Here is a 25441-nt window from a genome sequence, read left to right on the forward strand (position 1 = left end):
ATATTTTGTCAGTTCCATTCAAAATCAGCGTCAGATGTATTCAAATGAAAAATTCATAAATCGGGAAATAAGTTGGTTATCGTTTAACGAACGCGTTCTGCAGGAAGCTGAAGATCCGGAAACACCACTTTTTGAAAAAATTCGCTTCATCGGTATCTTCTCGAATAACCTTGATGAATTTTTCAGAGTCAGGGTGGCTACTGTTCGCCGAATGGTAGACATTGGAAAAGACGAAGAGAATTTGCTGGGCGAAATGACCCCAAAACAACTTCACAATAAAATTTATGCAACGGTAAATCAACATCAGGAAAAGGTTCAGGAGATATTTAAAAATATCATTACGGAACTGAAAGCCAGCGGTATTTTTATTATCGACGAAAAACAACTCACCGAAAGCCAGGGAGAACTGGTAAGGAAATATTTTTACGACAAGGTACTTCCAAACCTGGTACCTATTATGCTGAGTAAAAACAAATTCCCTTACCTGCGCGATCGTTCGGTTTACCTGGCCATTAAATTGTGGAACGAGGAAACACCCGACGATAAAGCCTACTCGTTAATTCGAATCCCCGGTCGTTCCGTACCCCGGTTCCTGGTTATTCCCGGCGAGGAGGGAAAACAATTTGTAATCCTACTCGATGATATCATTCGCTATTGTATGGCCGATATCTTCTTTTATTTTGATTACAACCGTTATGAGGCATATACGATAAAAATTACCCGCGATGCTGAGCTCGATCTCGACGACGACATTTCAAAAAGTTTTATCGAGAAAATGAGTACCAGCTTGAAAAAACGTAAAAAAGGGAAACCGGTTCGTTTACTTTACGACAGGGAAATGCCCGATGATTTGCTCGATTTTTTACTCAAAAAAATGAAGTTGGTAAAAAGCGATGCAGTTCCCGGCGGTCGGTATCACAATCGTAAAGATTTTATGAATTTCCCTGAAATCGGCAAAAAGGAACATTATTATACCAACCTGCCGCCTTCGCGACACAAAGACCTTCCGCCTTTTACCAGTATCCTGAAAATGATGCGGCAAAAGGATATTCTGTTGCATTTTCCCTATCACACCTTTAATCATGTCCTCGATTTTCTGCGTGAAGCAGCAATCGATCCGCAGGTGAAAGAAATTGGACTCACGATTTACCGTGTTGCCAACAATTCGAAAATTGTAAACGCACTTTTAAATGCTGTACGAAACGGGAAAAAGGTTACCGTTGTCGTGGAGCTGCAGGCACGTTTCGACGAGGAGGCTAATATTTTCTGGTCCAATAAATTACAGGAAGAAGGAGCCAATGTAATTAACGGTGTTCCCGGAATGAAGGTACACAGTAAGTTGGCGTGGGTTCAGCGAAAAGAAGATGGAAAAATGCGCAACTACGCATACATTGGTACGGGGAACTTTCACGAAGGAACAGCAAGGGTTTATACCGATAAAGGTTTGCTTACTGCCGATCCGCGACTGGCCGACGAGGTGGAAAAAGTATTTCTCTTTTTCAAACAAAACTACCTGCATTTCGATTACGAACACCTGGTGGTAAGTCCGTTCTCGATGCGCAAACACTTTATAAAAAACATCGACAACGAGATAAAGCTCGCCAAAAAGGGAAAACCCGCATGGATGATTCTGAAGATGAATAGCCTTATTGATCCGGGTATGATGATGAAACTGTACGAAGCGGCCCAGGCGGGCGTTAAAATACAGCTGATTATACGTGGTATTTTCGGAATGCAGATAGGCTTGGAAGGTTACAGCGAAAACATAACTGCGGTTAGTATTGTGGATAAATACCTTGAGCACACACGACTGTTCTTGTTTGGTGCCGGTGGCGAAGAAAAAATGTACATCTCGTCAGCCGACTGGATGTCGCGAAATCTGAACCGACGAATTGAGGTTGCCTGCCCTATTTACAACGAATCGATTAAAGCGGAATTAAAAGAACAACTGCTCATTCAGTTGCAGGATAATTCAAAGGCCCGCATACTCGACCCAAAGCTTTTGAACATGTATGCCGATGGAAGTACCGATAAAAAATACCGTGCGCAGGAAGACTTCTATAATTACATTAAAACGTTATCAAATACCGAGACAGAAAATAATTAAATACAGAAAAAGATGAAAATATATCACAACCCGCGCTGTTCGAAAAGCCGAAAAGGACTGCAATACCTTGAAGATAAAGGTTGCGAAATAGAAATTGTAAAATACCTTGATAAAGGTTTAAACGCAGAAGAACTAACTGAGCTAATTACCAAAACCGGGAAAAAACCTTTCGACTTTGTACGACAGCACGAGCAAGACTACAAAGATCAATATAAAGGGAAAATACTTAGCGACGAAGAGTGGATAAAAGTGTTGGTTGAAAATCCGAAATTGCTGCATCGTCCAATCGTGGTAAATGGAGACAAAGCAGTTTTGGCAAATCCACCTGAAAATATTGACGAGATTCTATAAAAATAAAGCCGGTAGTTACGCGCTTAGCGGTTTGAACCGCTAAGCTAATAATGATACAAAAAGAGGCTTTCCAAAATGGAAAGCCTCTTTTTTATTTTTCAAAGCAGATTATTACAATCCTAATTTTTCTTTTACCAATCCTGGAATCTCACGTGGTTCTTTTGCTACCGGAACATCTGCTGCTTTAAAAGCTTTAATCTTTTCTTCAGCCGTTCCCGATCCACTTGAAATAATCGCACCGGCATGTCCCATACGTTTTCCAGGAGGTGCCGACTGGCCTGCAATAAATGCAACCACAGGCTTCGTCATTTTCTCCTTGATAAAACGGGCTGCCTGCTCTTCTGCATCGCCGCCAATTTCACCAATTAAAACAACAGCTTCGGTTTCCGGATCGCTTTCATACATCTCCAGCAAATCGATAAAGTACAAGCCCGACACAGCATCACCGCCGATACCTACGCAGGTTGTTTGTCCCAATCCGCTTTCAGTTAACATGTTTACTACTTCGTAAGTTAATGTTCCCGAACGTGAGATTAAACCAACATTTCCTTTTTTGAAGATCATTGCCGGCAAAATTCCGATCAAACACTCGTCAGGAGTAATTAATCCCGGGCAGTTAGCGCCTACCAGTTTTGTGCCGTTTTGTTTTAATACCGGAGTTACTTTTATCATGTCCTGAACCGGAACATGCTCGGTAATACAAACCACCAGTTCAACACCGGCATAACTGGCTTCCATAATGGCATCGGCAGCAAAAGCTGCAGGCACAAATATTACAGAAGCATTGGCGCCGGTTGCTTTAACCGCATCTTCAACACTGTTAAAAACAGGTACGCCTTCCACTTCCTGACCTGCTTTACCGGGCGAAGTTCCACCAACAACATTGGTTCCGTATGCTTTCATTTTTGCGGTATGAAAAGCACCATCGCGACCGGTAATTCCCTGTACTATTACTTTTGTATCTTTATTTATTAGTATGCTCATTTTTCAATTTTTTCTTCTTGGTGAATTACTTTTTACTTAACTCAATTGCTGTCTGAGCCGCTTCACGCATTGTTTCAACAACCGGCAATCCGGTCTGCTGAATAATCTCTAATCCTTCTTTAGCATTTGTTCCCGACAAACGAATTACAATAGGCACTTCAGTTTGAATCTGATCCAGAGCAATTACCAACCCACGCGCAACATCGTCGCAACGGGTAATACCACCAAAAATGTTGATCATCACCGATTTTACATTCTGGTCACTCAGCAGGATATTCATAGCATCAACCACCTTCTGAGGATTCGACGAACCACCAATATCAAGGAAGTTGGCAGGTTCACCACCGTACAATTTAATCATATCCATGGTTGCCATTGCCAAACCGGCGCCGTTAACCATACAACCGATATTTCCGTCGAGTTTGATATATGAAAGACCTTTGGCGTTTGCTTCGATCTCTTTTAACTCATCTTTATCCGCCTCGCGCATATTCAGGATTTCCCGCTGACGATACAAAGCATTGTCGTCGAAATTCATTTTACCATCGATAGCCAAAACTTGTTTGTCAGGTGTCAGAACCAGTGGATTTATCTCTGCCAACGACGAGTCGGTGTCGATATAAAGCTGATACAGTTTTACCAAAATACTGGCACACTGTCTGATTTCTTTTGGATCTTTGAACAGTTGCAGGGCAATTTTGCGCGCCTGCCATGGCATTAATCCCATCGACGGATCGATCGCCATTTTAATGATCTTCTCAGGAGATACTTTTGCCACTTCTTCAATTTCAACACCACCTTCGGCACTTGCCATCAGTGTTACCGACTTGGTATTTCGGTCGTTGATCAGACCAACATAAAATTCCTTTTCAATGTCGACAGCATCGGCAACCAGCACTTTTTCTACCGTAATGCCTTTAATGTCCATTCCAAGAATTTCTTCGGCTTTTTTAACGGCTTCTGATTTTGTAGTTGCCAACTTCACACCACCGGCTTTTCCGCGTCCGCCAACATGCACCTGCGCTTTCACCACGCGCAGTTTGTCTTTGTCCGACACATTTTGTTTTACTTCATCAACCGTGTGGCATACAACACCTTCCGGCACAGGAATCCCGTACTTCCTGAATAAATTTCGGGCTTGATATTCGTGAATTTTCATACGATTAAATATTTACTTTAAAAAGCATCGTATGGAATTCGCATTTTGCATTTCGTCACTTCAGTTGACGCGAATCCATATTCATGCTAATTTTTATAATAATTATTGTCGGCGAAAGTCAAATGAAAGTGTACCTATAGCAAAAACAACGTTTAAACGATGGTTCGTTATCTAATTGACTTTCAGTTTTAAAAAATTAATGTTAAATGTAACGATTATTTAACCGTTAAACCCTTCATTTTGTTTTGAAAATTTTATGACTTACAACACATTTTCTATGTAACCAAAATCACTTGAATGTAAAAATCTTTTAAAACACTTATGTCGTAACCAGCCACTTCGTTTTTTTACCGTAGATTTGCAGCACTAAAACAGACAACGATGAAGGAAGCGATCAGACAAGTTATTGAACACGAAGCCAAAGCTATTCAGGCTATTCCTGTAGAAGACGGAATGCTTGAAGCGATTGAGCTGATACACCACCAGGTTCACCAAAAGAAAGGGAAATTGGTTACCAGCGGTATGGGTAAAGCCGGACAAATTGCAGCCAATATTGCAACAACATTTAGCTCAACAGGAACACCTGCAGTTTTTCTCCACCCCAGCGAATCGCAACATGGCGACCTTGGAGTTGTTCAGGAAAACGACGTTTTGCTGGTCATTTCAAATTCGGGAAAAACCCGTGAGATTATTGAGCTGATCGAGCTGGCAGAGAATTTATATACAGGACTTCCACTGATCGTAATTTCAAGCAATCCGGAAGGTGTGCTGGCAAAAGCTGCCGATGCCTTTATTTACACCGGAAATCCACAGGAAGTTTGTCCATTGGGTCTTTCACCAACTACTTCAACAACAGTCATGACAGTAATTGGTGATGCGCTTGTAGTGTCGATGATGAAAAAAATTGGTTTTACCAACGAAGATTACGCCAAACGTCACCATGGAGGATATTTGGGAAGCAAATCGCGTTTGCAGGCGGAGAGTGAGAAGAAAGATTGATGAAGATTGAATTAGATTGACAGAAGATTGATTTTAGATTTATAACCAGAAATTGAAATGAGAATTACTAAAGAAAATACGGTTGGATTGGTGATTGATATTCAGGAACGTTTAATCGTTGCCATGAATAACCAGGAAGAGTTGCTGAAAAACTGCGAGACTTTAACACAAGGACTAAAGGAACTGGAAGTTCCGATGTTGGTATCGCAACAATATACAAAAGGTTTGGGCGAAACAGTTCCGGTAATTCAGGCTGCTTTTGACGAATTCAGCTACTTCGAAAAGAAAGAATTCAGCTGTTTTCAGGTGCCGGAAATTGCAGCAAAAATAAAAGAGCTGGGAGCGAAGAACATAATTATTTCAGGCATTGAATCGCATGTTTGTGTATTACAAACAGCAGTTGATTTAAAAGCTGCCGGTTTAAATCCGATCGTTGTTATGGATTGTGTGTCGTCGCGCACCGCCGCTAACGTTGAGCTGGCGAAAGAACGTTTCCGCCACGAAGGAATTATGATGACTTCGTACGAATCGATCTTGTTTGAATTAACCGGTTCGGCCGGAGATCCGTCATTCCGTGCTATTTCGAAATTGGTAAAATAAAAAACACCATAGTCATCGCCTGCATTAAAACGGGCGATGACAATTAACAAAACAATATGCTTGAGATTTGTGCCATAGCTTCAGGAAGTAACGGAAACTGCTATTATATTGGCAATAGTAAAACTGCCATTTTAGTCGACGCCGGTATTTCTACAAAACAAATTCTGGTGCGAATGAAAGAGCGGGATCTGGATCCTGACAAATTACGGGCACTATTTATTACCCACGAACACAGCGATCATTTGCGCGGTGCACGGGTTCTCGGGAAACGACTTCAGATTCCGATTTACATGAGTGCAAAAACCTACGATGGCGCCTATAAAAATCTGCGCCCTGATTATCCCAAATATTTTGATGCCGAACAACAAATCGAGGTCGACGATTTTATCGTTTTCCCGGTGGCAAAAAAACACGATGCAGCCGATCCGTTTTCATTCAGAATTAGCTACAACAACCTGAATGTTGGCGTGTTTACAGACATTGGCGAAGCCTGCGACAACGTAAAAGAACATGTTAGCCTTTGTAATGCACTGTTTCTGGAATCGAATTACGACGACAAAATGCTTTGGGGAGGTCGCTATCCGCAATTCTTAAAAGAAAGAGTTGCCTCAAGTGTTGGGCACCTCTCGAACGACCAGGCTTTTGAACTCTTGGACCAACACACCAATGGCGAGTTACGATGTGTATTTCTGAGCCACATTTCGAAAGACAACAACACACACAAAAAAGCATTGGAAACGATGCAACCACTTTCAGAGCGGTTCGAAATAGCCATTGCATCACGCTACGAAGCGTCGGAGGTGTACCAACTTACACTGGATGCGGGCCATAAAAAACAAATCCCAAATAAGCCCCAAAACTTAAAACTGCAGTTTCCTGAGTTTTAATCAACCAAAAAGTTGAAATGGATCTTATTTGAGATCTCTAAGCTAAACGGAATTTCTTCCCTAATACCAAATTCAATTGCAAATGAGCCTTAAATTTTGGTATAATTAGCCATTCAATAAGTTATCGCTTAATGACTGTAATGTTTGTTTTTTACAATCGGTTGGTACCAACACCGAAATGTTGTGTTTGCTACCACCATACGAAATCATACGAATAGGAATGCCATCAAGTGCTTTGAACACTTTTGGAGCAAAACCCTGTTCTTCCTGAATGATGTCGCCAACAATACAAACGATGGTCATGTCCTGATCGATAATTACTGTTCCAAAATTTGCCAGCTCCTCTTTTATCGAATCAAGGTTTCGGGTATCGTCAATAGTTAATGAAACGGCAACCTCCGAAGTTGAAATCATATCAATTGGTGTGCGGAAATCTTCAAATATTTTAAAAACCTTTGATAAAAATCCGTAAGCATTTAACATTCTTCCCGAACGAATTTTGATGGCGGTAATACCATCTTTTGCAGCAACTGCTTTTATGCCCATTCCATCCGATTCCAAGGTAATAAGAGTACCGCTGTCAGTCGGATTCATGGTATTTTTTAAACGTACCGGAATGTTTTGTACACGCGCCGGCAATACTGTTTGCGGATGCAGGATTTTTGCACCGAAAAATGCCAGCTCGGCAGCTTCGTTAAACGACAACTGATCGATTTTCTTGGTATTTTCCACATAACGCGGATCGTTGTTGTGAAAACCATCGATGTCAGTCCAAATCTGGATTTCGTCGGCATCAATTGCAGCACCAATCAACGAAGCAGTATAATCACTTCCACCACGCTGTAGGTTGTTTATCTCGTTTTCCGCATCGCGGCAAATAAATCCCTGGGTAATGTAATAGTCGGCATCTCCAACTGTTTCCATTACCGAAGCTATATTCTGACGAATAAAAACCAGGTCGGCAGCCTTATCCTCATCAATTTTCATAAAATCAAGAGCCGGCAACAACTTGGTATTGTAGCCATTTTCATTCATCAATAGCGTTACCAAATTGGTTGAAATAATTTCGCCCTGAGCCAAAATTGTATTCTCACCAACCAAGTTAAATGCGCCCGATGTAAATGATTTGATGGTATCAAAAGCTTCCTGAACAACCTGTAAGCCCTTCTTCTTATTTTCGTCGGAGGTAAAAAGTTCGTCAACTACCTGTTTATAGTTCTGTTCAAGTTTACCAATAAAAATTAGCGCCGTGTCCTTGTTCTTTTTATGAAGATAACTAGATATTTCCACTAACGCGTTGGTTGTACCCGACATGGCCGACAACACCACGATTTTTTTCTCACCATCGGTTACCAGGTCCATAACTGCCCGCATATTTTCAGGCGACCCAACCGATGTTCCTCCGAATTTTAAAACTTTCATCTCTTTCTTATTCAAAAATTTAGTGTTGCAAATATGATGAATTTTTAACTCATACGAAAAGCTTTTGTTTTCTCATGCATAATTATTCATTTACCGTGCATATATATTAACATAATAGCTATGATATGTATCATAACCCATCCTCATTTCCATTTTAATACAGGCAGTACTTTTACCCAAACTAATTCAATAAAAAATGAAACGAACTATTTTTCTATCCCTTCTTTGTCTTTTATCCTTTTCATCTTTATTTGCACAAGACGAATCAGCCTATTTCCTCATCAGCAGCTCAAACGAAACGATGGCCGACGGAATGGCAAGAACCAAAGCAGCATTAACCGAATCGGGCTTTAAAATAATTGGAGAATACCATCCGGCCCAATCACAGGACTTGGGTGTTGTTTGCTACACTCATCCTGATTTGGAAAAAATTGCCCTTGGCTTTAAAGATCGTGGGGCACTGGCTGCAACTTTAAAAATCGGCTTTAAAAAAGATGGCGAAACACTTCAGATAAGTATGATTAATCCGATCTACCTTTTTTATGCTTATTTCGTTGATGGAGTTGACCAACAGGAAAAAGCTTTACAAGCGATTTCTGATCAGGTAGTAACTGCCATGCAAAATGTTGGAACAATGAACAAACCGTTTGGCGGCACACTCGACAAAAATAAATTGCAGAAATACCACTATAAAGTAATGATGCCCTACTTTACCGATGCCGAAGAACTAAAAACTTTTGATTCGTTTGATGAAGGCGTAAAAACTATCCAGCAAAACCTGGAAGCCGGCTTGGGCGAAACAGAACAGGTTTATGAGTTGGTTTACACCGACAATCAAGTGGCAGTTTGGGGCGTTGGACTAAAAAATACAGAAGACGGTGAAGCTCACTTTCTACCTATTATTGGCGACGACCATGTGGCAGCTATGCCGTACGAAATTATTCTGCAGGGTAACACAGCTTCCATTCTTCCCGGGAAATACCGAATTGCGCTGCACTGGCCGGAGCTCACCATGGGTACTTTTATGAAAATTATGAGCACTCCCGGCGATATAAAATCTGCAATGGAAAAACTTACGGAATAAACTTTATCCTTATTCTATAAAAGTTTCTCAATAAAAAACTCCACCACATCTTTTCCCGACGAATCGGAAATTCCAAGAGCCGGAGCATAAACCAATGCTTCGGTGCTAACTTTGTCGGCCTTGTCTTTTAAAGCTTTTGCATGAAGCGGATGATGATTCAACTCGTCTTCGTTGGTGGGGATTCCACCCTCGTAATGATTAAATACAAAAAACGGCGGAGAATCTTTTGTCATTTTCTCCATGAAATCGAGTTCCTCCCGAATTTTATGTTGAGCAAACAAATCAATTCCATCGGCCGATTTTAAACCAAATACGCGGGCAATGGCTAACAACTCCTCCGGATTCTGATAAGGTGGGATTCCGATCAATTCGGGCCAACGTAAAATATCGTAGGTCGACTGGGTAGAAAAAGCAGCAGCACACACAATTTTTGTACTTTCCCTTAAAATGGGATCTTCGTTTTCGGCATCCGCCATATCATCTGAAAAAGCCAGCCACAACGAAGTTCCCGCGCCGGCAGAACCGCCACTACAAGCTATTCGTTCTTTATCGATATTGTAGCGATTGGCGTTGGCCCTGATGTATTGCAAACACCGTTTTGAATCGTACATACTCGCCAGAATTCCATAAGGAGGCTCAAACATATAACGGTAATTGATGGAAGCGATCGAAATGCCTGCATTCAATAAACGTATCCAATCTTCCGAGTCGTAGTATCTGCTTTTATCTCCGCCAACAAATCCTCCACCATGAATAAAAATTGCCAGCGGAGTTGGTTTTTCCGAATCGGCCAGCCAAATATCAAAGGTGTTTCGTTCGTGTTCTCCGTAGCGCTCGTTGGCAAAAGTTGCACGCACTCCTGCTGCGTTTATGGCTTCCGGATATTCGTTATTTTCAGTCATTGATTTTTTAGTTTTATTTCAGAAAGTCGGTGCCGGTTTTATTAATACATTTTAAGTGGCTGTCCAATTTGCAATACGGAGTTTTCTGAAATATTGTTCAGGCGACAAAGCTCACCAATCGGCGTTTTAAACTTTCGGGAAATTACCCAAAGCGAGTCGCCTGAGCGCACTTTGTAATACTCAGGCACGGCCACATTTGTTGAGTAACCTTTTGGTTTTAGTCTTTTATGCAACGCAATCAAACTTTCCATTTCAGCAGCGTCGTCACGTATTTTTTCGTCTTTGAAATCAAATACCAGTTCCGGATCAAAAGGCTTCCCATTTTCGCGCATCTCAAAATGCAGGTGAGGTCCACGCGCACGGCCTGTACTTCCGGCAAGCCCAATTGGCTCACCCTTTTCAACAGTTTCGCCTTTTCGCTTCAGAAATTTTGAAAGATGTGCATAATACGTTTGAATATTGTTACGATGCTGAACGACGATTAAATTTCCAAAACCGTAGCCCCAGTTCGAACGCGCTATCACACCACTTTGTGTTGCAACAACCGTATCGCCTTTAAACATTTTAATATCGGTTCCGTAATGCATGCGTCCCGATCGCGGACCAAAACGACTAATAATGTACCCATCGTTGCCGGGTACAATAAATTGCCCCAGATAACCTCCTACTGCCTCTTCAGGAAAACTATTCAGCTTTGCTTTGTAGCCCTCCAAATCCAATGTTTTTGTTACATCCGGCGTAGTCAACTTTTCAGCACTTTTATACTGTCCGAAAACGTTTACAGCCAATAAAATGTATAAAACAAAAATTACCCCTCTTCTCATTAACATGCTACAAAAAAAGTTAAAAGTTTCTGGATTTGAAAACGATAAACGAAGAAGAATATTTCTCACGATACAAATTCATGTTAACAAATTTACGAAATCGACTGAAAGCGGCTGCCTCGGTAAAATCATGATTATCTTTGCAGAACTTTCTACACCGGAACTTTTACCTTAACTTTATTTCAATCAATAAAATCAAAAAAAAGATGATTTATCTGGCAGACACCGCAGACATTGAGGCATTAAAACAGTTATATGACTTTTTCCCTTTACAGGGCGTAACCACCAATCCGACTATTCTGAAACAATCGGGATTAAAACTTTCGGAAGCTATAAAAGCAATTGCCGAAATTGTTGACAAAGGCACCATTCACGTTCAGGTGATGACAAACACCGCCGAAGAAATGGTTAACGAAGCCAAAACCTACAAAACATATTTCGACCTTGGCGATAATTTTTATGCCAAAATACCTGTGTCGATTGAAGGTTACAAAGCCATGCGTATGTTAAAGGATGCGGGCATTAATGTAACGGCAACCGCTATTTTTACGCAACAACAAGCTTTGGTAGCGTCGCGTGCAGGTGCCGATTTTGTAGCGCCTTATGTTAGCCGACTCGACAATATTTCGTCGCATGGTATCGAGGTCGTTTCTGATATCGTAAAAAATACAAAAGAGTTTAACCTGCCTACAAAAGTTTTGGCGGCAAGCTTTAAAACGGTTGACCAGATTCACCGGGTGAGCATGTCGGGAGCACAATCGGCAACCATTAGTCCTGAGTTACTTTTCCAACTGATAAAACATCCGATGACCGACATCAGCATTGCCCAGTTTGAAAAAGACGGCGAAGGTTTATACGATGTAGAAAAGTAGAACTTAAGGGTTAAATTCTGAAAGTATTTCGTTCGAATTTCCCATAATGATGTGCGGATTACTTTCAGGATTGAGCCATTTTAAAACCCTGAGCATATTCTCCTCGGTAATGGCCACACAACCGGCTGTTGATTCGTTTCCTGTCTTATTCAGGTGAAAGAAAATCGCACTGCCTTTTCCTTTAACCACAGGTTTGGTATTGTATTCGATTACCATACAAAATTTGTACGCATCGCTTTTTAACAGCAGATTTTCATAGGATTTTGCATCGGTTTCGCCCTGTACAAAGCAGTTGTAACTTTCCGATTCCGGGTCGTCGATCCATTTATCGTCTGCCGTAGTTGTTTGAAAGGGCATCTGTGTATCAACACTATCGAGGTAGGTAAATAAGTTGCCGAGCGCGAAAATTCCAGAAGGAGATTTTCCATCGCCTTCTACTTTCTCTCCTGTAGGAGCAAAACCGTTTTTTCCAATTCCTGCCGGAATCTCATCAAAAACCTGATCCCAACCTTGAAGTGTTTTTTCGAAAGCAAAAAGTGTTGCCTGGTGATTGTTTGTTTGGCTGTTAAAAACTACCAGCGTTTGTTTTACACCCGATAATTCTTTGTCTGCAATATTTGCTAATAGCTTTTGTGCGGTTTCCTGTTTCTTTTCCGACGGAGTGTTGCATGAAACTACCATCACCAAAACCAACAGAAATGTAATTGTTCTATTTATTTGTATCATCTACAGGCAAAGTAAACATAAATTCGCTTCCTTTCCCAACTTCACTTTCAACACTTATTTTCCCGCCATGTCGTTCAACAAACTCTTTACACAACACCAAACCCAATCCGGTACCTTTTTCGCCATCTGTGCCACGGCTGCTAACATCATTATCAAGCGTAAAAATCTTCTCAAGATTTTCTTTCGGGATTCCTATTCCGTTGTCTTTAACTTTTATAATACACCACCCATTTTCTTTTAAAATATTGACTGAAATTTCGCCATCCTTATTTGTAAATTTGATAGCGTTCACCAGCAAATTCCGCATAATGGTTGAGAACATATTTACATCCACTTTGGCCTCAACCGCTTCTTTGCTAAAAACTTCAATCAGAATATTTTTTCGTAGCGCGGCCTCTTCATGGAAATATAATAACTCCCTTGTTTTTTCGGGAATATTTATCGGCTCTGGACGAAAAACTAGAGCATTACGTTGCAAACGCGCCCATGTAAGCAGATTGCCTAACAAATCGTCGGCCAGTACCGATGACTTATGAATATTTGAAATGTGATGCTGCAATTTGAGTTCATCCATCGATTTAAAGCCCGAAAGCAGGTTCTCGGAAAAACCAATGATTATATTAAAATGATTACGTAAATCGTGCCCGATAATGGAGAAGAATTTATCCTTTGTCCGGTTCAGTTCATTCAGCTCTTCATTTTTAGCGGTAATGATTTGATTCTGTTCATCAATTTGGATGGTACGTTCCTGCACCTTTTTCTCCAACCGAACCTTTTCCAACTGCAACCGGCGTTCGCGCAAAATTGTAATCCCTACGATCGCCATCGAAATTAGCACAAAGTAGGCCAGGTAAGCATAAACACTTCGCCACCACGGAGGAAGAATTACAACCTGCAATTGTATTCCTTCATTGTTCCAAAGGCCATCGTTATTTGAGCCTTTAACAAAAAAGGTATAATCGCCAGGTGGCAATGCAAAAAAGGGTACAAACTTCCTGTTCCCGATTTTGATCCACTCGTTTGAAACGCCCTGCATTTTATAGGCGTAGTTATTTTTTTGCGGATTGGTAAATTCAAGTGCTGCAAATTCAATGGTAAACGATTGCACATTGTGGCGCAACACCACTCTTGGAGAAGATGCAATATTAACCTTCTGTTGTTGCTCCCCAATTGTTGACTCAAAAGAAGTAAGCACAATAGTTGGCACATACGGATTTCCGCTAAGCGAATCGGGGTAAAAGGTGTTAAAACCGTTCATTCCTCCAAATAGTAATTCGCCATCGCGGGCACAGTAGGCAGCACGTAAATTAAATTCCGGACTTTGCAGACCATCGTCGGAAGTGAAAGTTTGAAGCCTGTTTTCTTTTATCAAAAAACGGCACAATCCGTTGCCGGTGGCAAGCCACAAATCGTTGTTTTTGTCTTCAACAATCTCGTAAATATAATTACTGGGTAATCCGTCCTTTTCGCTAAAATAGCTGAATTGTTGTGTGTTTTTATCAAAAATATTGATAGCTGCATTTGTGCCGATCCAAATTCGCCGGAGACTATCTTCGCATAACGAAATAACAAAATCGCTGCTCAGTCCGCTATCCGTTTTTTTATATTCTTTCATCGTATCGGTCTCCGGATCGTACACATCCAGTCCCCCGATGGTTGCTATCCAAATCAATCCATCCGAATCCTCCAGTAAACTATAAACCAGGTTCGAGCTGATTTGCCGGCTGCCTGTTTCCTGTTGAGTAAAATTTTGAACATCGCCGTTTTTGATATTTACACGGTAAAGACCGTTTGATGTACCTATCCAAATCATTCGGTTACGATCCTGAATGATGTGATAAATCCGGATATTTTGGAATGCAGGCCAGTTCGGAGAATTAAAAAATTGCCGATAATCTGCAAAACTTCTGGTTGATTCATTCCAAATAAAAATACCGTTACGGGTACCTAACCAGATATTTCTAGCTGCATCTTTAAAAATTACATGAATAAAATCGTTTGGCAGGTAATTTTTCCCTGTATGTTGCGACGAAAAATGTTCCACCTCATAGGTTTCCGGATCAACAATATTCAGCCCCTGCCCCCAGTTACCGATCCAGAGTTTTCCATCGTCGTTTTTTAGCATTCCGGCAACAACATTCCCTAACAAATCGATTGACGATGGCGAATTACTGTGGCGATAAAGTTGAAATTTGTCGCGTTTTAAATCGGCTTTACTAAGACCTGCCAATGTCCCAACCCAAAGGTTTTCCGACCGGTCGATTAATAAACTTTGTACAATATTGTGTGCCAGCTGGCTGTTCTCTGACGTAAAGTTCTGAACGGTAAACTGACCTTCAAAATTTTCAGAAAGTACATAAATTCCATTTCCTTCTGTTCCCAAAATCAGTTCTCCCGACCGGGTTTCAGCAATACTTCTGACACAGGTAGAAAACGAAAAAACGGCTCCACTTTCCAACCTGAATTCCTGTTCTTTGAAACACTTTTGCTCCGGTTTAAAACAGAACAATCCCCTACTTGTACCTGCCCAGATACGTTGACTTTTATCCTGAAACAAAGCCGTTACATTTACCGGTTCCAACGTGTCATCCGAAATTGACAAAAAACTGTAACACGAGAAATCTTCGGTCTGAAACGAGAATGAACTAATTCCACTGGTACAACCCGTCCATATTGTTCCTTCCTCATCTTCTAAAACGGGTTGTTTTACGTCCTGCACGGCCGGATCAAATGGAGCATCGCTCTGGTAATGTGAGAAATTATTGGTATCGAAATTAAATACAGAAATTAAAGGTGGCGTATTTATAACCATCCGTCCATCATTGAGCAAGAGGTTGTCGTAGCTGCGCGAAGTAACATCGGGAGAGTAATCCGTTTGATACTGTATTCGTTCAAAACGATCTTCCGCAAAAAGGTACTTGTTTAATCCTCCTTTAGTTCCAATCCACAGGTTACCGGCACGATCTTCCGAAATGGCATAAATCCAATTGTTGGAAATCGATGTAGAATCGTCCGGTTGAAAGCGAAACACTCTGAAGTTCTCTCCGTCGAAACGATTCAATCCATTTTGTGTACCAATCCAAATAAAACCCTTTGAGTCTTGAAACAGACAGTTTACAACACTTTGCGACAGGCCTTCGTTAATGGAATACGAACTAAAATTGTATTGCCTGGGGAAAACAAATGACAGCAGCGCAAAGTTAAAAATCAGAATACAGCACAATCGTTTCATGGTAAAACAAATAAATTTCTATCGTTGTTAACCAGCGCATTGCGAAGTTCGCGATAAGTTAGTTTATTTCAAAATTTGTATTTATACCTAAAGAAACATTACGGCAAAGTCAAAAAAAAAGGATTCCATCTCTTCAAAAAGATGGAATCCTTCCCAAAACCAAAGAAAGAGGCTGACCTCAACAAGTCAGCCTCTTTAACGAATCCCACTAAGGACGAATCCTCAGGCCAAAGTCTGAAAAACTTTGGCATTATACACGATAAAAAATAAGGGTCAAAAAATTATTCTTTGTAGATAATTCTACCCATTTGGAATTTTCCATCCAAATCTAAACGATAGAGATATATTCCGCTAACATTATGTCCCGGTACATATTCTACCCGATTCATAACTCCAGCCTCAACCGGACGATCAAGTAATCTTGCTACCCGCTGACCGAAGATATTGTAGATTTCAAGCACACCATAAGCATCAACACCTGAAACGAATTCGAAAGTTACCTTTTCTGTAAATGGATTCGGGAATACTTTCAGGTCGCTTGGTGCCAATAGCGGTTCTACCTCAGTAGTAATTTCTGCACTACTTGTTGGGTGCAGACATTCTATCATGTCACCGTTGTAGGTCATACTTCCTGAATTAGACTCCGGTGGCTCCTGAGTTCCAGGAATATGACAAGCCACAGCATGTGCAATGAGATAGAAATCACCCAGATCGATACTACCATCGATGTTCTCTGCAGGGATTGTAATTGTATAATCGGTTACATAACTCAAACCGGTAATGTTAACACTGTATTGGCCCGGAGATACTGATACTCCTCCATTGGGCTTAATTACAAATGGATAACAATTAACATTTAAGTGAATCTGACTCATGTAATATTCATCGAAGGTAACATAGTGAACAACCAGGTCACCATCAACCAAACTTACAGTTACTTCTCCCATTTTATCAGTAATGATATCACAAGATGAATTTCCTGCATAAACATCCAGAGTTACAGGGAAGTTGGCAGTGTCCATATGGTTACTCCAACCCCAGTTACTAAAGTTGAAGTATGTATTATCCATGAAACAAACGCTGTCTTCATATACTCCGTAGGCAGTTTCACATTCTTCGCAAGCCGGCAATGTAAATGTACAGGTTACCGAGTCTCTTGAACAATCATCCCATGCTTTGAATTCGAAGGTAAGCGTACCTCCCGAAGTTGGATCGATTTCAGACAACAGCGGAACAGATGCTATATTTGTTGAAACCTGACCTTCGCAACCACCCTGATAGGTAAATCCTTCAACCCATGCCTGATATGCTCCGGAAATATCGGTCGCATCACATTGCAGTGAAGTGGTATTACAATCTACGGTAATTGCCTCGCGGGCAGCTACACCAAAGCTCGCTCTTACTGTATCACTGGTACACAAATCGCCAATACCGTAAACTATTTTTATGGTATCGCCCATACACAGATCAGGTGCCTGGATTCCTGAAATATCAGGTTCGTCAACACCACATTCGTTGCTATTGACCATGAATTTATTTTTCCAGGTAGTAAATGCATTGTTCAACTCGGTCTGATCGGCAAAGTCGCAGCTGCTGTAGTATTCGTCGCCAGGACCTTCTACATCAACTGTATCTCGTGCGGATACACCGAAGCTTGCCCAAACTGTATCGCTGGTACACAAGTCGCCAATACCGTAAACTATTTTTATGGTATCTCCCAAACATACATCCGGTGCCTGGATGCCTGAAATATCAGGTTCCTGAACATTACATTCGTTGCTGTTCACCATAAATTTGTTTTTCCAGGTAGTAAATGCATTGTTCAACTCAGTCTGATCGGCAAAGTCGCAGCTGCTGTAATATTCGTCGCCAGGACCTTCTACATCAACTGTATCTCGTGCGGAAACACCGAAACTTGCCCAAACTGTATCGCTGGTACACAAGTCGCCAATACCATATACAATTTTTACGGTATCGCCTAAACAAACGTCAGGTGCGTTATAGCCGGAAAGATCAGGTTCCGGAACGCCACATTCGTTGCTATTGACCATGAATTTATTTTTCCAGGTAGTAAATGCATTGTTCAACTCGGTTTGATCGGCAAAGTCGCAGCTGCTGTAGTATTCGTCGCCAGGACCTTCTACATCAACGGTATCTCGTGCGGAAACACCGAAGCTTGCCCAAACTGTATCGCTGGTACACAAGTCGCCAATTCCATAAACTATTTTTATGGTATCGCCCAAACATACATCCGGTGCCTGGATGCCTGAAATATCAGGTTCGTCAACACCACATTCGTTGCTATTGACCATGAATTTATTTTTCCAGGTAGTAAATGCATTGTTCAACTCGGTTTGATCGGCAAAGTCGCAACTGCTGTAATATTCGTCGCCAGGACCTTCTACATCAACTGTATCTCGTGCTGAAACACCGAAACTTGCCCAAACTGTATCGCTGGTACACAAGTCGCCAATACCATATACAATTTTTACGGTATCGCCTAAACAAACGTCAGGTGCGTTATAGCCGGAAAGATCAGGTTCCGGAACGCCACATTCGTTGCTGTTGACCATGAATTTATTTTTCCAGGTAGTAAATGCATTGTTCAACTCGGTCTGATCTGCAAAGTCGCAGCTGCTGTAATATTCGTCGCCAGGACCTTCTACATCAACTGTATCTCGTGCTGATACACCGAATGTTGCTCTTACCGTATCAGTGGTACATCCATCATAGATTGAGTAAACAACATCAACTGTATCTCCCAAACAAACATCGGGTGCTGTTAAACCTTCTTTACCTTTGCCAACTGAATCGCAACCTCCATTATTGGTTACTACAAACAAATCAAGCCAGTTCTGGAATGTGGTATCCAAATCTGTCTGATCCGCAAAGTCGCAACTAGTGTAGTAAATTGTATTTGGACCGTCTGCATCAACTGCTTCCGGTGTTGGTACAGTAAAGGTTGCAAAACAAGTATCCGACAACATACAATAGTCTGAGACAATAATTTCAAGCGTAATGCTGCCTCCGCATTTATCCGGAGCGACAATAGTATCAAGATCAACTTCAACATTATCTATTTTAAAAGTTGTATCAAGAGGATCAGTTCCACCGCTTACAGAGAATAATGTGTCCAACCAATTGTTGAAATCTGAATCAATCTGACTTTGTGTTAGACATGACTCAACCGTCAAATCAGAACAATCCACAAATACCAATTTTTCATCAGGCTGTGTAACTGTATCATAACAGAAAGTTGAATTCGGGTCGTATGCATCCCATATTTCTACCGAATAAATTCCCGGTTCCAGATTATATAAAGTATCCGTCAAACTGTACGTTACAGATGTATCGTAAGCAACAGGTGGCGGACTGGGTGGATTCGTATCTTTAAACCAGTGTAACGTATATGGTGGATTATACCCAACACCTGTGGTATCAATCACGGCATAAGCAATCCCGTCTCCTGCTCCGAAACATTCCAGATCAATAGTAAATACCTGACAAGTTGGTGTGGTGAATAGATAGCTTATAGTATCTCTACAAGTTGACACACACCCAAACGCATCGGTTACAGTTACTATATAGATTCCACTACCCAATCCTGTTAATATACTATCAGTATTTATAGAATCGGCCACATATCCTCCCTCATCTGCTTCCCAGAAGAAAGTATAAGGTGCGGTTCCTCCATATGGAATAACCTTTGCAGTTCCATCGGATGCATGATAATGCGACTCATCGGTAACTACAACTTCACATGTAGGATTTTCGTGTACGGTAAGTACTGCTGAATCAGACCGGGTACAGCCGGTTCGTTCATGCTCAACCTCCAGCCAGTAAACGTTGCCATCCATTGAAATATCAACAGTATTAATTACCAGCGAATCATCTGTTGCTCCGCCAATTGGGGTTGCTCCCAAATACCATTGATACGACCAGTTCTGATCGGTAGGATCGATATTATCGGTAACAATTTCTGAGCGGAAGATTACAGGGCCTTCATTCTCGCATGTATCTCCATCGTTTACCACCACGTTAAAATCAATGGCATTGCCAAAACGGTAAGGTCCGGCAAAGTCTTTTAACTCGGCAGTAAACTCTTGCGAAGAACGGGTTTTTACAATTAAAGTCCCCAGCAAGTTAACACAGTCATCATTTTGTCCTTCACCCAATTGTACATCCAAACCAAAAGCAGTCAGGTCAATGGCCACCTCTGTAATTTGGTACTGAAGATAACTCTGAAATACTTTACCTTGCGATCCTGCCAGGGTTCCCCATGGTGGTGCAGCAGTGGTACCGCTAACATTAACGGTTGCCCAAACATCAGGGTCATCCAAATTTTCACCGGTTACAGTACCCTTAGGAGCAATTTCAAAATAACCATAAGGCGCATCATTCGGGTCTGTATCATAAATACCGGTTAAATCAAACGGCCTGTTTGTCAGATGGTTAAAAACGGAAGTATCTCCATCGGCAACCGCTATCCATACCCTTACGGAATAAGTCGGATTTTTACCGCCTTTTTCAAAATCGGTAGAGAAAACAAGGTCTCCCGCATCCAATCTTGTTCCGTCTGTATCAAAAGTCCATACGGTATGACCCATTGTTGTCGGGTCCAAATTTCCAAACTGACCAAGACCCGGATCATAAGTAAGATTTCGTCTGAAGAATTCAAAATCGGTATGAGACGAACCATCTGCTGAAATAGTTGATGCGGCACCATAGGCAATCCTGTGTTCATCTCCAAACAGCTTTTGCCTGATATAACCATAAACGTCAACCAAATCGTTTTTTTGCGGAGATCCTTTAATACCTAAATTCCAGGTGTGAGGATCCTGTGCATTTTTGTCTTTAGTTCCTGTAAACGTGGTCGAATCATTCAAACCGCCAACTGATACATTGTCGCGGCCGTAAACTCCATCAATCCATTCGTATAAGTTACCGTCATCTGAAGTCCATTGTGACCAACGTGGTACACTCATACGAAATTCAAACGATTGATGGTTCGCGATCCAGCCAAGAATTGTAGAAGGACTGCTGGCCCACAACGAGGTGTCAATAACTCCCCAACCATCCATCGATCCGAGAAGTTCAGGATTGGCTCCAAACCAGTCATCCGAATTAAAAACGGGAGCAGGTGCTTCCAGCTCCTGTGCTGCCCAAACATCACCATCAACACCAAAAGCAGCCACAACTTCGGCAGGTTTTGTGTTTTGCGCAACTGCAGAATAATTAATCATTAACATCGCCATTACAAGTAATGGCGTAATAAAGCAGAAGCGCCAACATCGGAACCAAAGCCTTTTTTGTTCATCGAATGATACCCCAATATCATCCTTTCGTTCAGCGTAATTGTTTCCCATAATCTGATAATTTTTTAGTTTAAAATGTGCTTTCGCCATTATCAGATCATCATCAAAACAAACTACGTCCTCACAATTTGGTATACATAAAATTGGTTTATCGGAATTAATTCCAGGGGTATGGAGTTAATTCAGTTTCTAGTATCAATTTTTATGAAAAAAAGTTACGACAGGATACGCAGGAAGTCAATCGGGTTTTATACGCATTTATTGCATATAAAATTACAATACCTCCAACTCTTTTTTAATAAAACATTATTTACTTATTATGTGATTTCTATAGGCATATTTCACCATATCGGCAGTGGTATTTATTTTCAATTTTGCTAAAATATTTCGTTTATGCGTTTCGACTGTTCGCGGACTGATATTTAACCTGGCGCCAATTTCTTTATAAGTTAAGCCACTCGAAAATAGTTTTAAAACAGACACCTCTCTGTCTGTAAGAAATTGCGATTTTTTCTTACCATATTTTCGTCTCTGAATGGATGTTTTAAATATGTCCCACACTTTTTTCCGGAAGAATTCTCCTCCCTCTTTTAACCTTTTGATGGCTTCGATTAAATCTTTTCCGGAAGCATCGTTAAAAACAAAACCTTTAACTCCCAGTCGGATATACTCCTCGAAACAATCCGAATAGTTCTGACTCAATATTAACAATACGGGTATTTGGGGATATGTACGTCTGATCTTTTTTATTGATCTCATTCCGGAGTTATCTCCGTGGATAACATCTATTATTATAACATCGGGCGCTGAGTCTTTAAATTGTTTGAAAAGTTCCTCACAGCTTGTGGCATGCACAATTTCGCAATCATTCGTTATTTTCAGTATCGACTCAATTCCCGAAGCAAATAGAGTAAACTTATCCAGTATGGCCAGTTTACACATAACAGTACAATTAAGAGTAAGCGAAATACGCCTGTCCAAAAAGAAGTTTCGGACAAGTCAATATTTTCATGTTGTGTTTCTAGTAATTCAAATAAACTGTCTCCTGAAAGACATTATTTGCAATTCAATCATTCTAAAAAACCGTATCTGAGGAGTGATTTTGAGAAAGGGATCCTCTCGTTTCAATGGATATACAAGATACAACAATATTCCGCTGATTTCAATCCGTAAAATCCCGTACCATGTTTTAGGAAAGTACGTAAATATAACGCAAAAGACTGCTTAATTGAATTGTACTTTAAGCATCGTTTTTCGTATAACGATGAAAAAACTCAACTAGAGAGTATTCGAATTTTCTGTCTAAATACAAATTCCGATGAAGAACATATCGAAATCTATGTAAGCCGATTTTAAGACTTTAATCCCTTATGTGACTCAAGCGTATAACATTCAATTGGGTAATAGATGAGTTGAAGAAGATTGATTTTAGTTAATAGAAATCAGCAACATAAAAAACTAGGTCTCTGAGGTTGATTTTTTTAATTCCCAATAACTCAATCCAATCCGCAACTCGCCATAACTCACATCATTTCCAAAATGCGACTTTGCTACTCCAAAGGATCTGTCATCGGCTTTTTCGAAATAGTCAGCTATTTTTTTCAGTTTCGCTTCATCGACTAAGCGTGTAGCCTCCAATTCTCCCAGTTTTATGTAATGTGCTAAATGTGCCTCAATGGTATTTGCCGATAAGGCGCGTTCTTTGGCAATTTCGTCAATGGATTTACCGCAATTAAACAGCTCAAAACTCACAAGTTTTGTATCCACTTTTTCCTTCTTTTCCTTTTTGGGCTCCTGCAACGGAATCTCCCCTTTCTCAATATTATTTTCGTTGCAATAATGTTGAATGATTTCTGCTATCTCTGCACCAAACTGTGTTATTTTTCGGGGCCCCAAACCATTTATCAATTTTAACGATGCTGCATCGGTTGGGAGGTAAGTTACCAGTGCATAAAGTACCTTTTGCGAAAAGATCATAAAAGGAGGAATCTCAAGCTCGCCGGCCTTTTCCGTTCGGAAAGTACGCAATTGCTCAAACAATTCGGGATTCGGAATATTTTCGAAATCGGTTATTTCTTTTGCCTTTTGTTTCCCTGAAGACTTGCTTTGTTTCACCAGCGTTTTGGCACGCGAGTCCATCAACCGTTTTACATCAAATCCTTCGAGGCACGATTCAAATGCGGTTAACTTAAGTTGGGCATCATCTTTCAGGTCGTTCACATATCTTTTTAACTGGCTTTTAATCTCTTTGTTGTCAACATCCAAATCCACCTTTTTAATTCCGTCAGCCAGAATATGTTGCACCTTCTCGCCAAAATAGGCAGCCGCCTTTTTTATGCGCTCCTGCAAAGTTTCGTTTTGATAAACATCAGGTTGTTGCCGCAACAAATCAGTGATCTGATTATGGAATTTAGCTGCCACGGCAACAATCTCTGAGTCATGCCCATTGCGCATTTGTTCTACTTGAGTGATGGTAACTTCCGGAAAACTTCCTTTGTTTTCGTTCACCAGCTTTGAAACGTTTCGTAATAAGTTTTCTGAGCGGTAAAAGCGAAAAATCTCTGTCAACTGTTCTTTTTGAAAGGCCAGTTTTGCAGCATTTAACTCCGGCTCTCCGGGTTGATTTTCTTCCACTTCGCGGATAAAACCACTAACTTTTTGATCGCTGATAATACTCCGGCCGGCAATTGGCGATGAAAGTACCATACCTTCCAGCGATTTACAACGACTCAACGCCACATAAACCTGCCCATGCGCAAAAGATGCTTCGGCATCTATAATAGCTCGCTCGAAAGTAAGTCCCTGGCTTTTATGAATGGTAATCGCCCACGCCAGTTTTAACGGAACCTGAGTGAACATACCTTCCATTTCTTCGCGAATCTCGCCCGATTCTTTATCGATAGAGTATTTGTAGTTTTCCCAGTTTTGAGCTTCCACTTCAATCTCCTCTTCTTCACCCGGACACAGCACAAAAACACGATCCTTTTCAATCGACTGTACCTGTCCGATTTTTCCGTTATAAAACCGTTTCTCAGGATTGGAGTCGTTTTTAACAAACATCACCTGTGCACCAACTTTTAGTTCAAGTTTAAAATCGGTTGGGTACGAATATTCGGGAAATTTTCCCTCAACCGAAGCAGTAAAAACTTCCTTTTTGCCCGTTAAAGCACCCAGTTTTGATTCGTTGATACGTTGTGCACTTACATTGTGCGTACAAAGCGTAATGTAACCGTCCTCGTCGCCGGGAACAAAATCGGGAATATGCCTTGTATTTAAGAGCTGACGCGCTTCTTCATCGAGTTTATTCTCGCGCACTTTATTCAGCACCGAAATAAACTTTTCATCCTGCTGACGAAACACCTCAGTGAGTTCGATACTCACATGCGGAAACTCACGAAGTGCTTTACTGCTGAAAAAATATGGAGTATCATATTCGCGGCGTAACAAGCCCCACTCTTCGTTTTTAACTACCGGAGCTAACTGCTGCAAATCGCCGATCATTAAAACCTGCGCTCCGCCAAAAGGCTTTTGCCTGTTTTTAAAGCGGCGCAGTGTGCGGTCGATCGCGTCAAGAACATCGGCCCGAACCATACTCACCTCATCGATCACCAAAAGATCGAGGCTTCGCATAATATTTATCTTTTCTTTGGTGAAACGCTGTTCGCTGCTGTGTTTACTTTCGTGCCCCACCTGCGGTGCAAACGATAATTGAAAAAAGGAGTGAATCGTAACTCCGGCTGCATTTATAGCCGCCACACCGGTTGGTGCAACCACTACCATTCGTTTGGGAGAGCGCTCTTTCAGGCTTCTCAGAAAAGTAGTTTTACCGGTTCCGGCTTTCCCAGTGAGAAAAATATTTTGCCCGGTATATTGTACAAAATTAAAAGCTAACTGGAGTTGTTTGTTGGTCTTCATATATAATATTCAAAAGCTGAAAATCCGATTGGTTACTATTTCGATCAATAAATATAATGAGA

Annotated in this window: 17 protein-coding genes; 7 read left to right on the plus strand and 10 right to left on the minus strand. The window is 41.1% G+C overall.

Annotation, left to right across the window (positions count from 1 at the left end):
* The first annotated feature begins 34 nt into the window (after positions 1-34).
* Together ppk1 and arsC are read left to right on the plus strand one after the other, a co-directional pair.
* Complete coding sequence (gene ppk1, locus SLH46_RS19520) at positions 35-2107, plus strand: polyphosphate kinase 1 (protein ID WP_320282903.1); 2073 nt, start codon at positions 35-37, stop codon at positions 2105-2107.
* 12 nt (positions 2108-2119) lie between these two features.
* Positions 2120-2458 carry an arsenate reductase (glutaredoxin) gene (gene arsC, locus SLH46_RS19525; protein ID WP_320282904.1) on the plus strand — a complete coding sequence of 113 codons (339 nt, stop codon included), beginning with the start codon at positions 2120-2122 and terminating at the stop codon, positions 2456-2458.
* 111 nt (positions 2459-2569) lie between these two features.
* Here the strand turns inward: arsC and sucD are convergent, their stop codons facing one another.
* Both sucD and sucC read right to left on the minus strand, forming a co-directional pair.
* Positions 2570-3442, minus strand: a complete 873-nt coding sequence (sucD, locus tag SLH46_RS19530) for a succinate--CoA ligase subunit alpha (protein WP_320282905.1) — start codon at positions 3440-3442, stop codon at positions 2570-2572.
* A gap of 25 nt (positions 3443-3467) precedes the next feature.
* Complete coding sequence (gene sucC, locus SLH46_RS19535) at positions 3468-4601, minus strand: ADP-forming succinate--CoA ligase subunit beta (RefSeq protein ID WP_320282906.1); 1134 nt, start codon at positions 4599-4601, stop codon at positions 3468-3470.
* A gap of 381 nt (positions 4602-4982) precedes the next feature.
* Between sucC and SLH46_RS19540 the strand changes: the two genes are divergently transcribed.
* The 3 genes from SLH46_RS19540 to SLH46_RS19550 are packed head-to-tail and all read left to right on the plus strand — an operon-like array spanning position 4983 to position 7087.
* Positions 4983-5600 (plus strand): KpsF/GutQ family sugar-phosphate isomerase, encoded by a 618-nt coding sequence (locus tag SLH46_RS19540; protein WP_320282907.1) that lies wholly within the window; start codon positions 4983-4985, stop codon positions 5598-5600.
* A gap of 57 nt (positions 5601-5657) precedes the next feature.
* Complete coding sequence (locus tag SLH46_RS19545; protein WP_320282908.1) at positions 5658-6200, plus strand: isochorismatase family protein; 543 nt, start codon at positions 5658-5660, stop codon at positions 6198-6200.
* Positions 6201-6256: 56 nt separating this feature from the next.
* Positions 6257-7087, plus strand: a complete 831-nt coding sequence (locus SLH46_RS19550) for an MBL fold metallo-hydrolase (protein ID WP_320282909.1) — start codon at positions 6257-6259, stop codon at positions 7085-7087.
* A gap of 105 nt (positions 7088-7192) precedes the next feature.
* Here the strand turns inward: SLH46_RS19550 and SLH46_RS19555 are convergent, their stop codons facing one another.
* Entirely contained in the window at positions 7193-8509 is a 1317-nt protein-coding gene (locus SLH46_RS19555) for an aspartate kinase (protein WP_320282910.1), read from the minus strand.
* Between the two features lie 196 nt (positions 8510-8705).
* On the opposite strand from SLH46_RS19555, the gene SLH46_RS19560 reads away from it, so the two are divergent.
* Positions 8706-9593 carry a hypothetical protein gene (locus tag SLH46_RS19560; RefSeq protein ID WP_320282911.1) on the plus strand — a complete coding sequence of 296 codons (888 nt, stop codon included), beginning with the start codon at positions 8706-8708 and terminating at the stop codon, positions 9591-9593.
* A 14-nt stretch (positions 9594-9607) separates the two neighbouring features.
* On the opposite strand, the gene SLH46_RS19565 is transcribed toward SLH46_RS19560, so the two are convergent.
* Together SLH46_RS19565 and SLH46_RS19570 are read right to left on the minus strand one after the other, a co-directional pair.
* Positions 9608-10495, minus strand: coding sequence for an alpha/beta hydrolase (locus SLH46_RS19565; RefSeq protein ID WP_320282912.1), 888 nt, complete (start codon positions 10493-10495; stop codon positions 9608-9610).
* Between the two features lie 41 nt (positions 10496-10536).
* On the minus strand, positions 10537-11325 hold the full coding sequence (locus SLH46_RS19570; protein ID WP_320282913.1) for a peptidoglycan DD-metalloendopeptidase family protein: 789 nt from the start codon (positions 11323-11325) through the stop codon (positions 10537-10539).
* 200 nt (positions 11326-11525) lie between these two features.
* Here SLH46_RS19570 and SLH46_RS19575 point away from each other — a divergent pair, with 200 nt between their 5' ends.
* On the plus strand, positions 11526-12191 hold the full coding sequence (locus tag SLH46_RS19575; RefSeq protein WP_320282914.1) for a transaldolase family protein: 666 nt from the start codon (positions 11526-11528) through the stop codon (positions 12189-12191).
* Between the two features lie 3 nt (positions 12192-12194).
* Here the strand turns inward: SLH46_RS19575 and SLH46_RS19580 are convergent, their stop codons facing one another.
* The 5 genes from SLH46_RS19580 to SLH46_RS19600 all read right to left on the minus strand — a co-directional run bounded on the left by SLH46_RS19580 (position 12195) and on the right by SLH46_RS19600 (position 25379).
* Positions 12195-12917, minus strand: coding sequence for a L,D-transpeptidase family protein (locus SLH46_RS19580; protein ID WP_320282915.1), 723 nt, complete (start codon positions 12915-12917; stop codon positions 12195-12197).
* Positions 12901-16149, minus strand: a complete 3249-nt coding sequence (locus SLH46_RS19585) for a ligand-binding sensor domain-containing protein (protein ID WP_320282916.1) — start codon at positions 16147-16149, stop codon at positions 12901-12903. The genes SLH46_RS19580 and SLH46_RS19585 overlap by 17 nt, the downstream gene beginning before the upstream one ends.
* Positions 16150-16430: 281 nt before the next feature.
* Complete coding sequence (locus SLH46_RS19590; protein WP_320282917.1) at positions 16431-21515, minus strand: hypothetical protein; 5085 nt, start codon at positions 21513-21515, stop codon at positions 16431-16433.
* Positions 21516-21770: 255 nt separating this feature from the next.
* Positions 21771-22406 carry a response regulator transcription factor gene (locus SLH46_RS19595; RefSeq protein ID WP_320282918.1) on the minus strand — a complete coding sequence of 212 codons (636 nt, stop codon included), beginning with the start codon at positions 22404-22406 and terminating at the stop codon, positions 21771-21773.
* 516 nt (positions 22407-22922) lie between these two features.
* Positions 22923-25379, minus strand: coding sequence for a helix-turn-helix domain-containing protein (locus SLH46_RS19600; protein ID WP_320282919.1), 2457 nt, complete (start codon positions 25377-25379; stop codon positions 22923-22925).
* Between the last annotated feature and the right edge of the window lie 62 nt (positions 25380-25441).

The sequence above is a fragment of the Draconibacterium sp. IB214405 genome (assembly GCF_033963885.1).
Classification (GTDB): Bacteria; Bacteroidota; Bacteroidia; order Bacteroidales; family Prolixibacteraceae; genus Draconibacterium.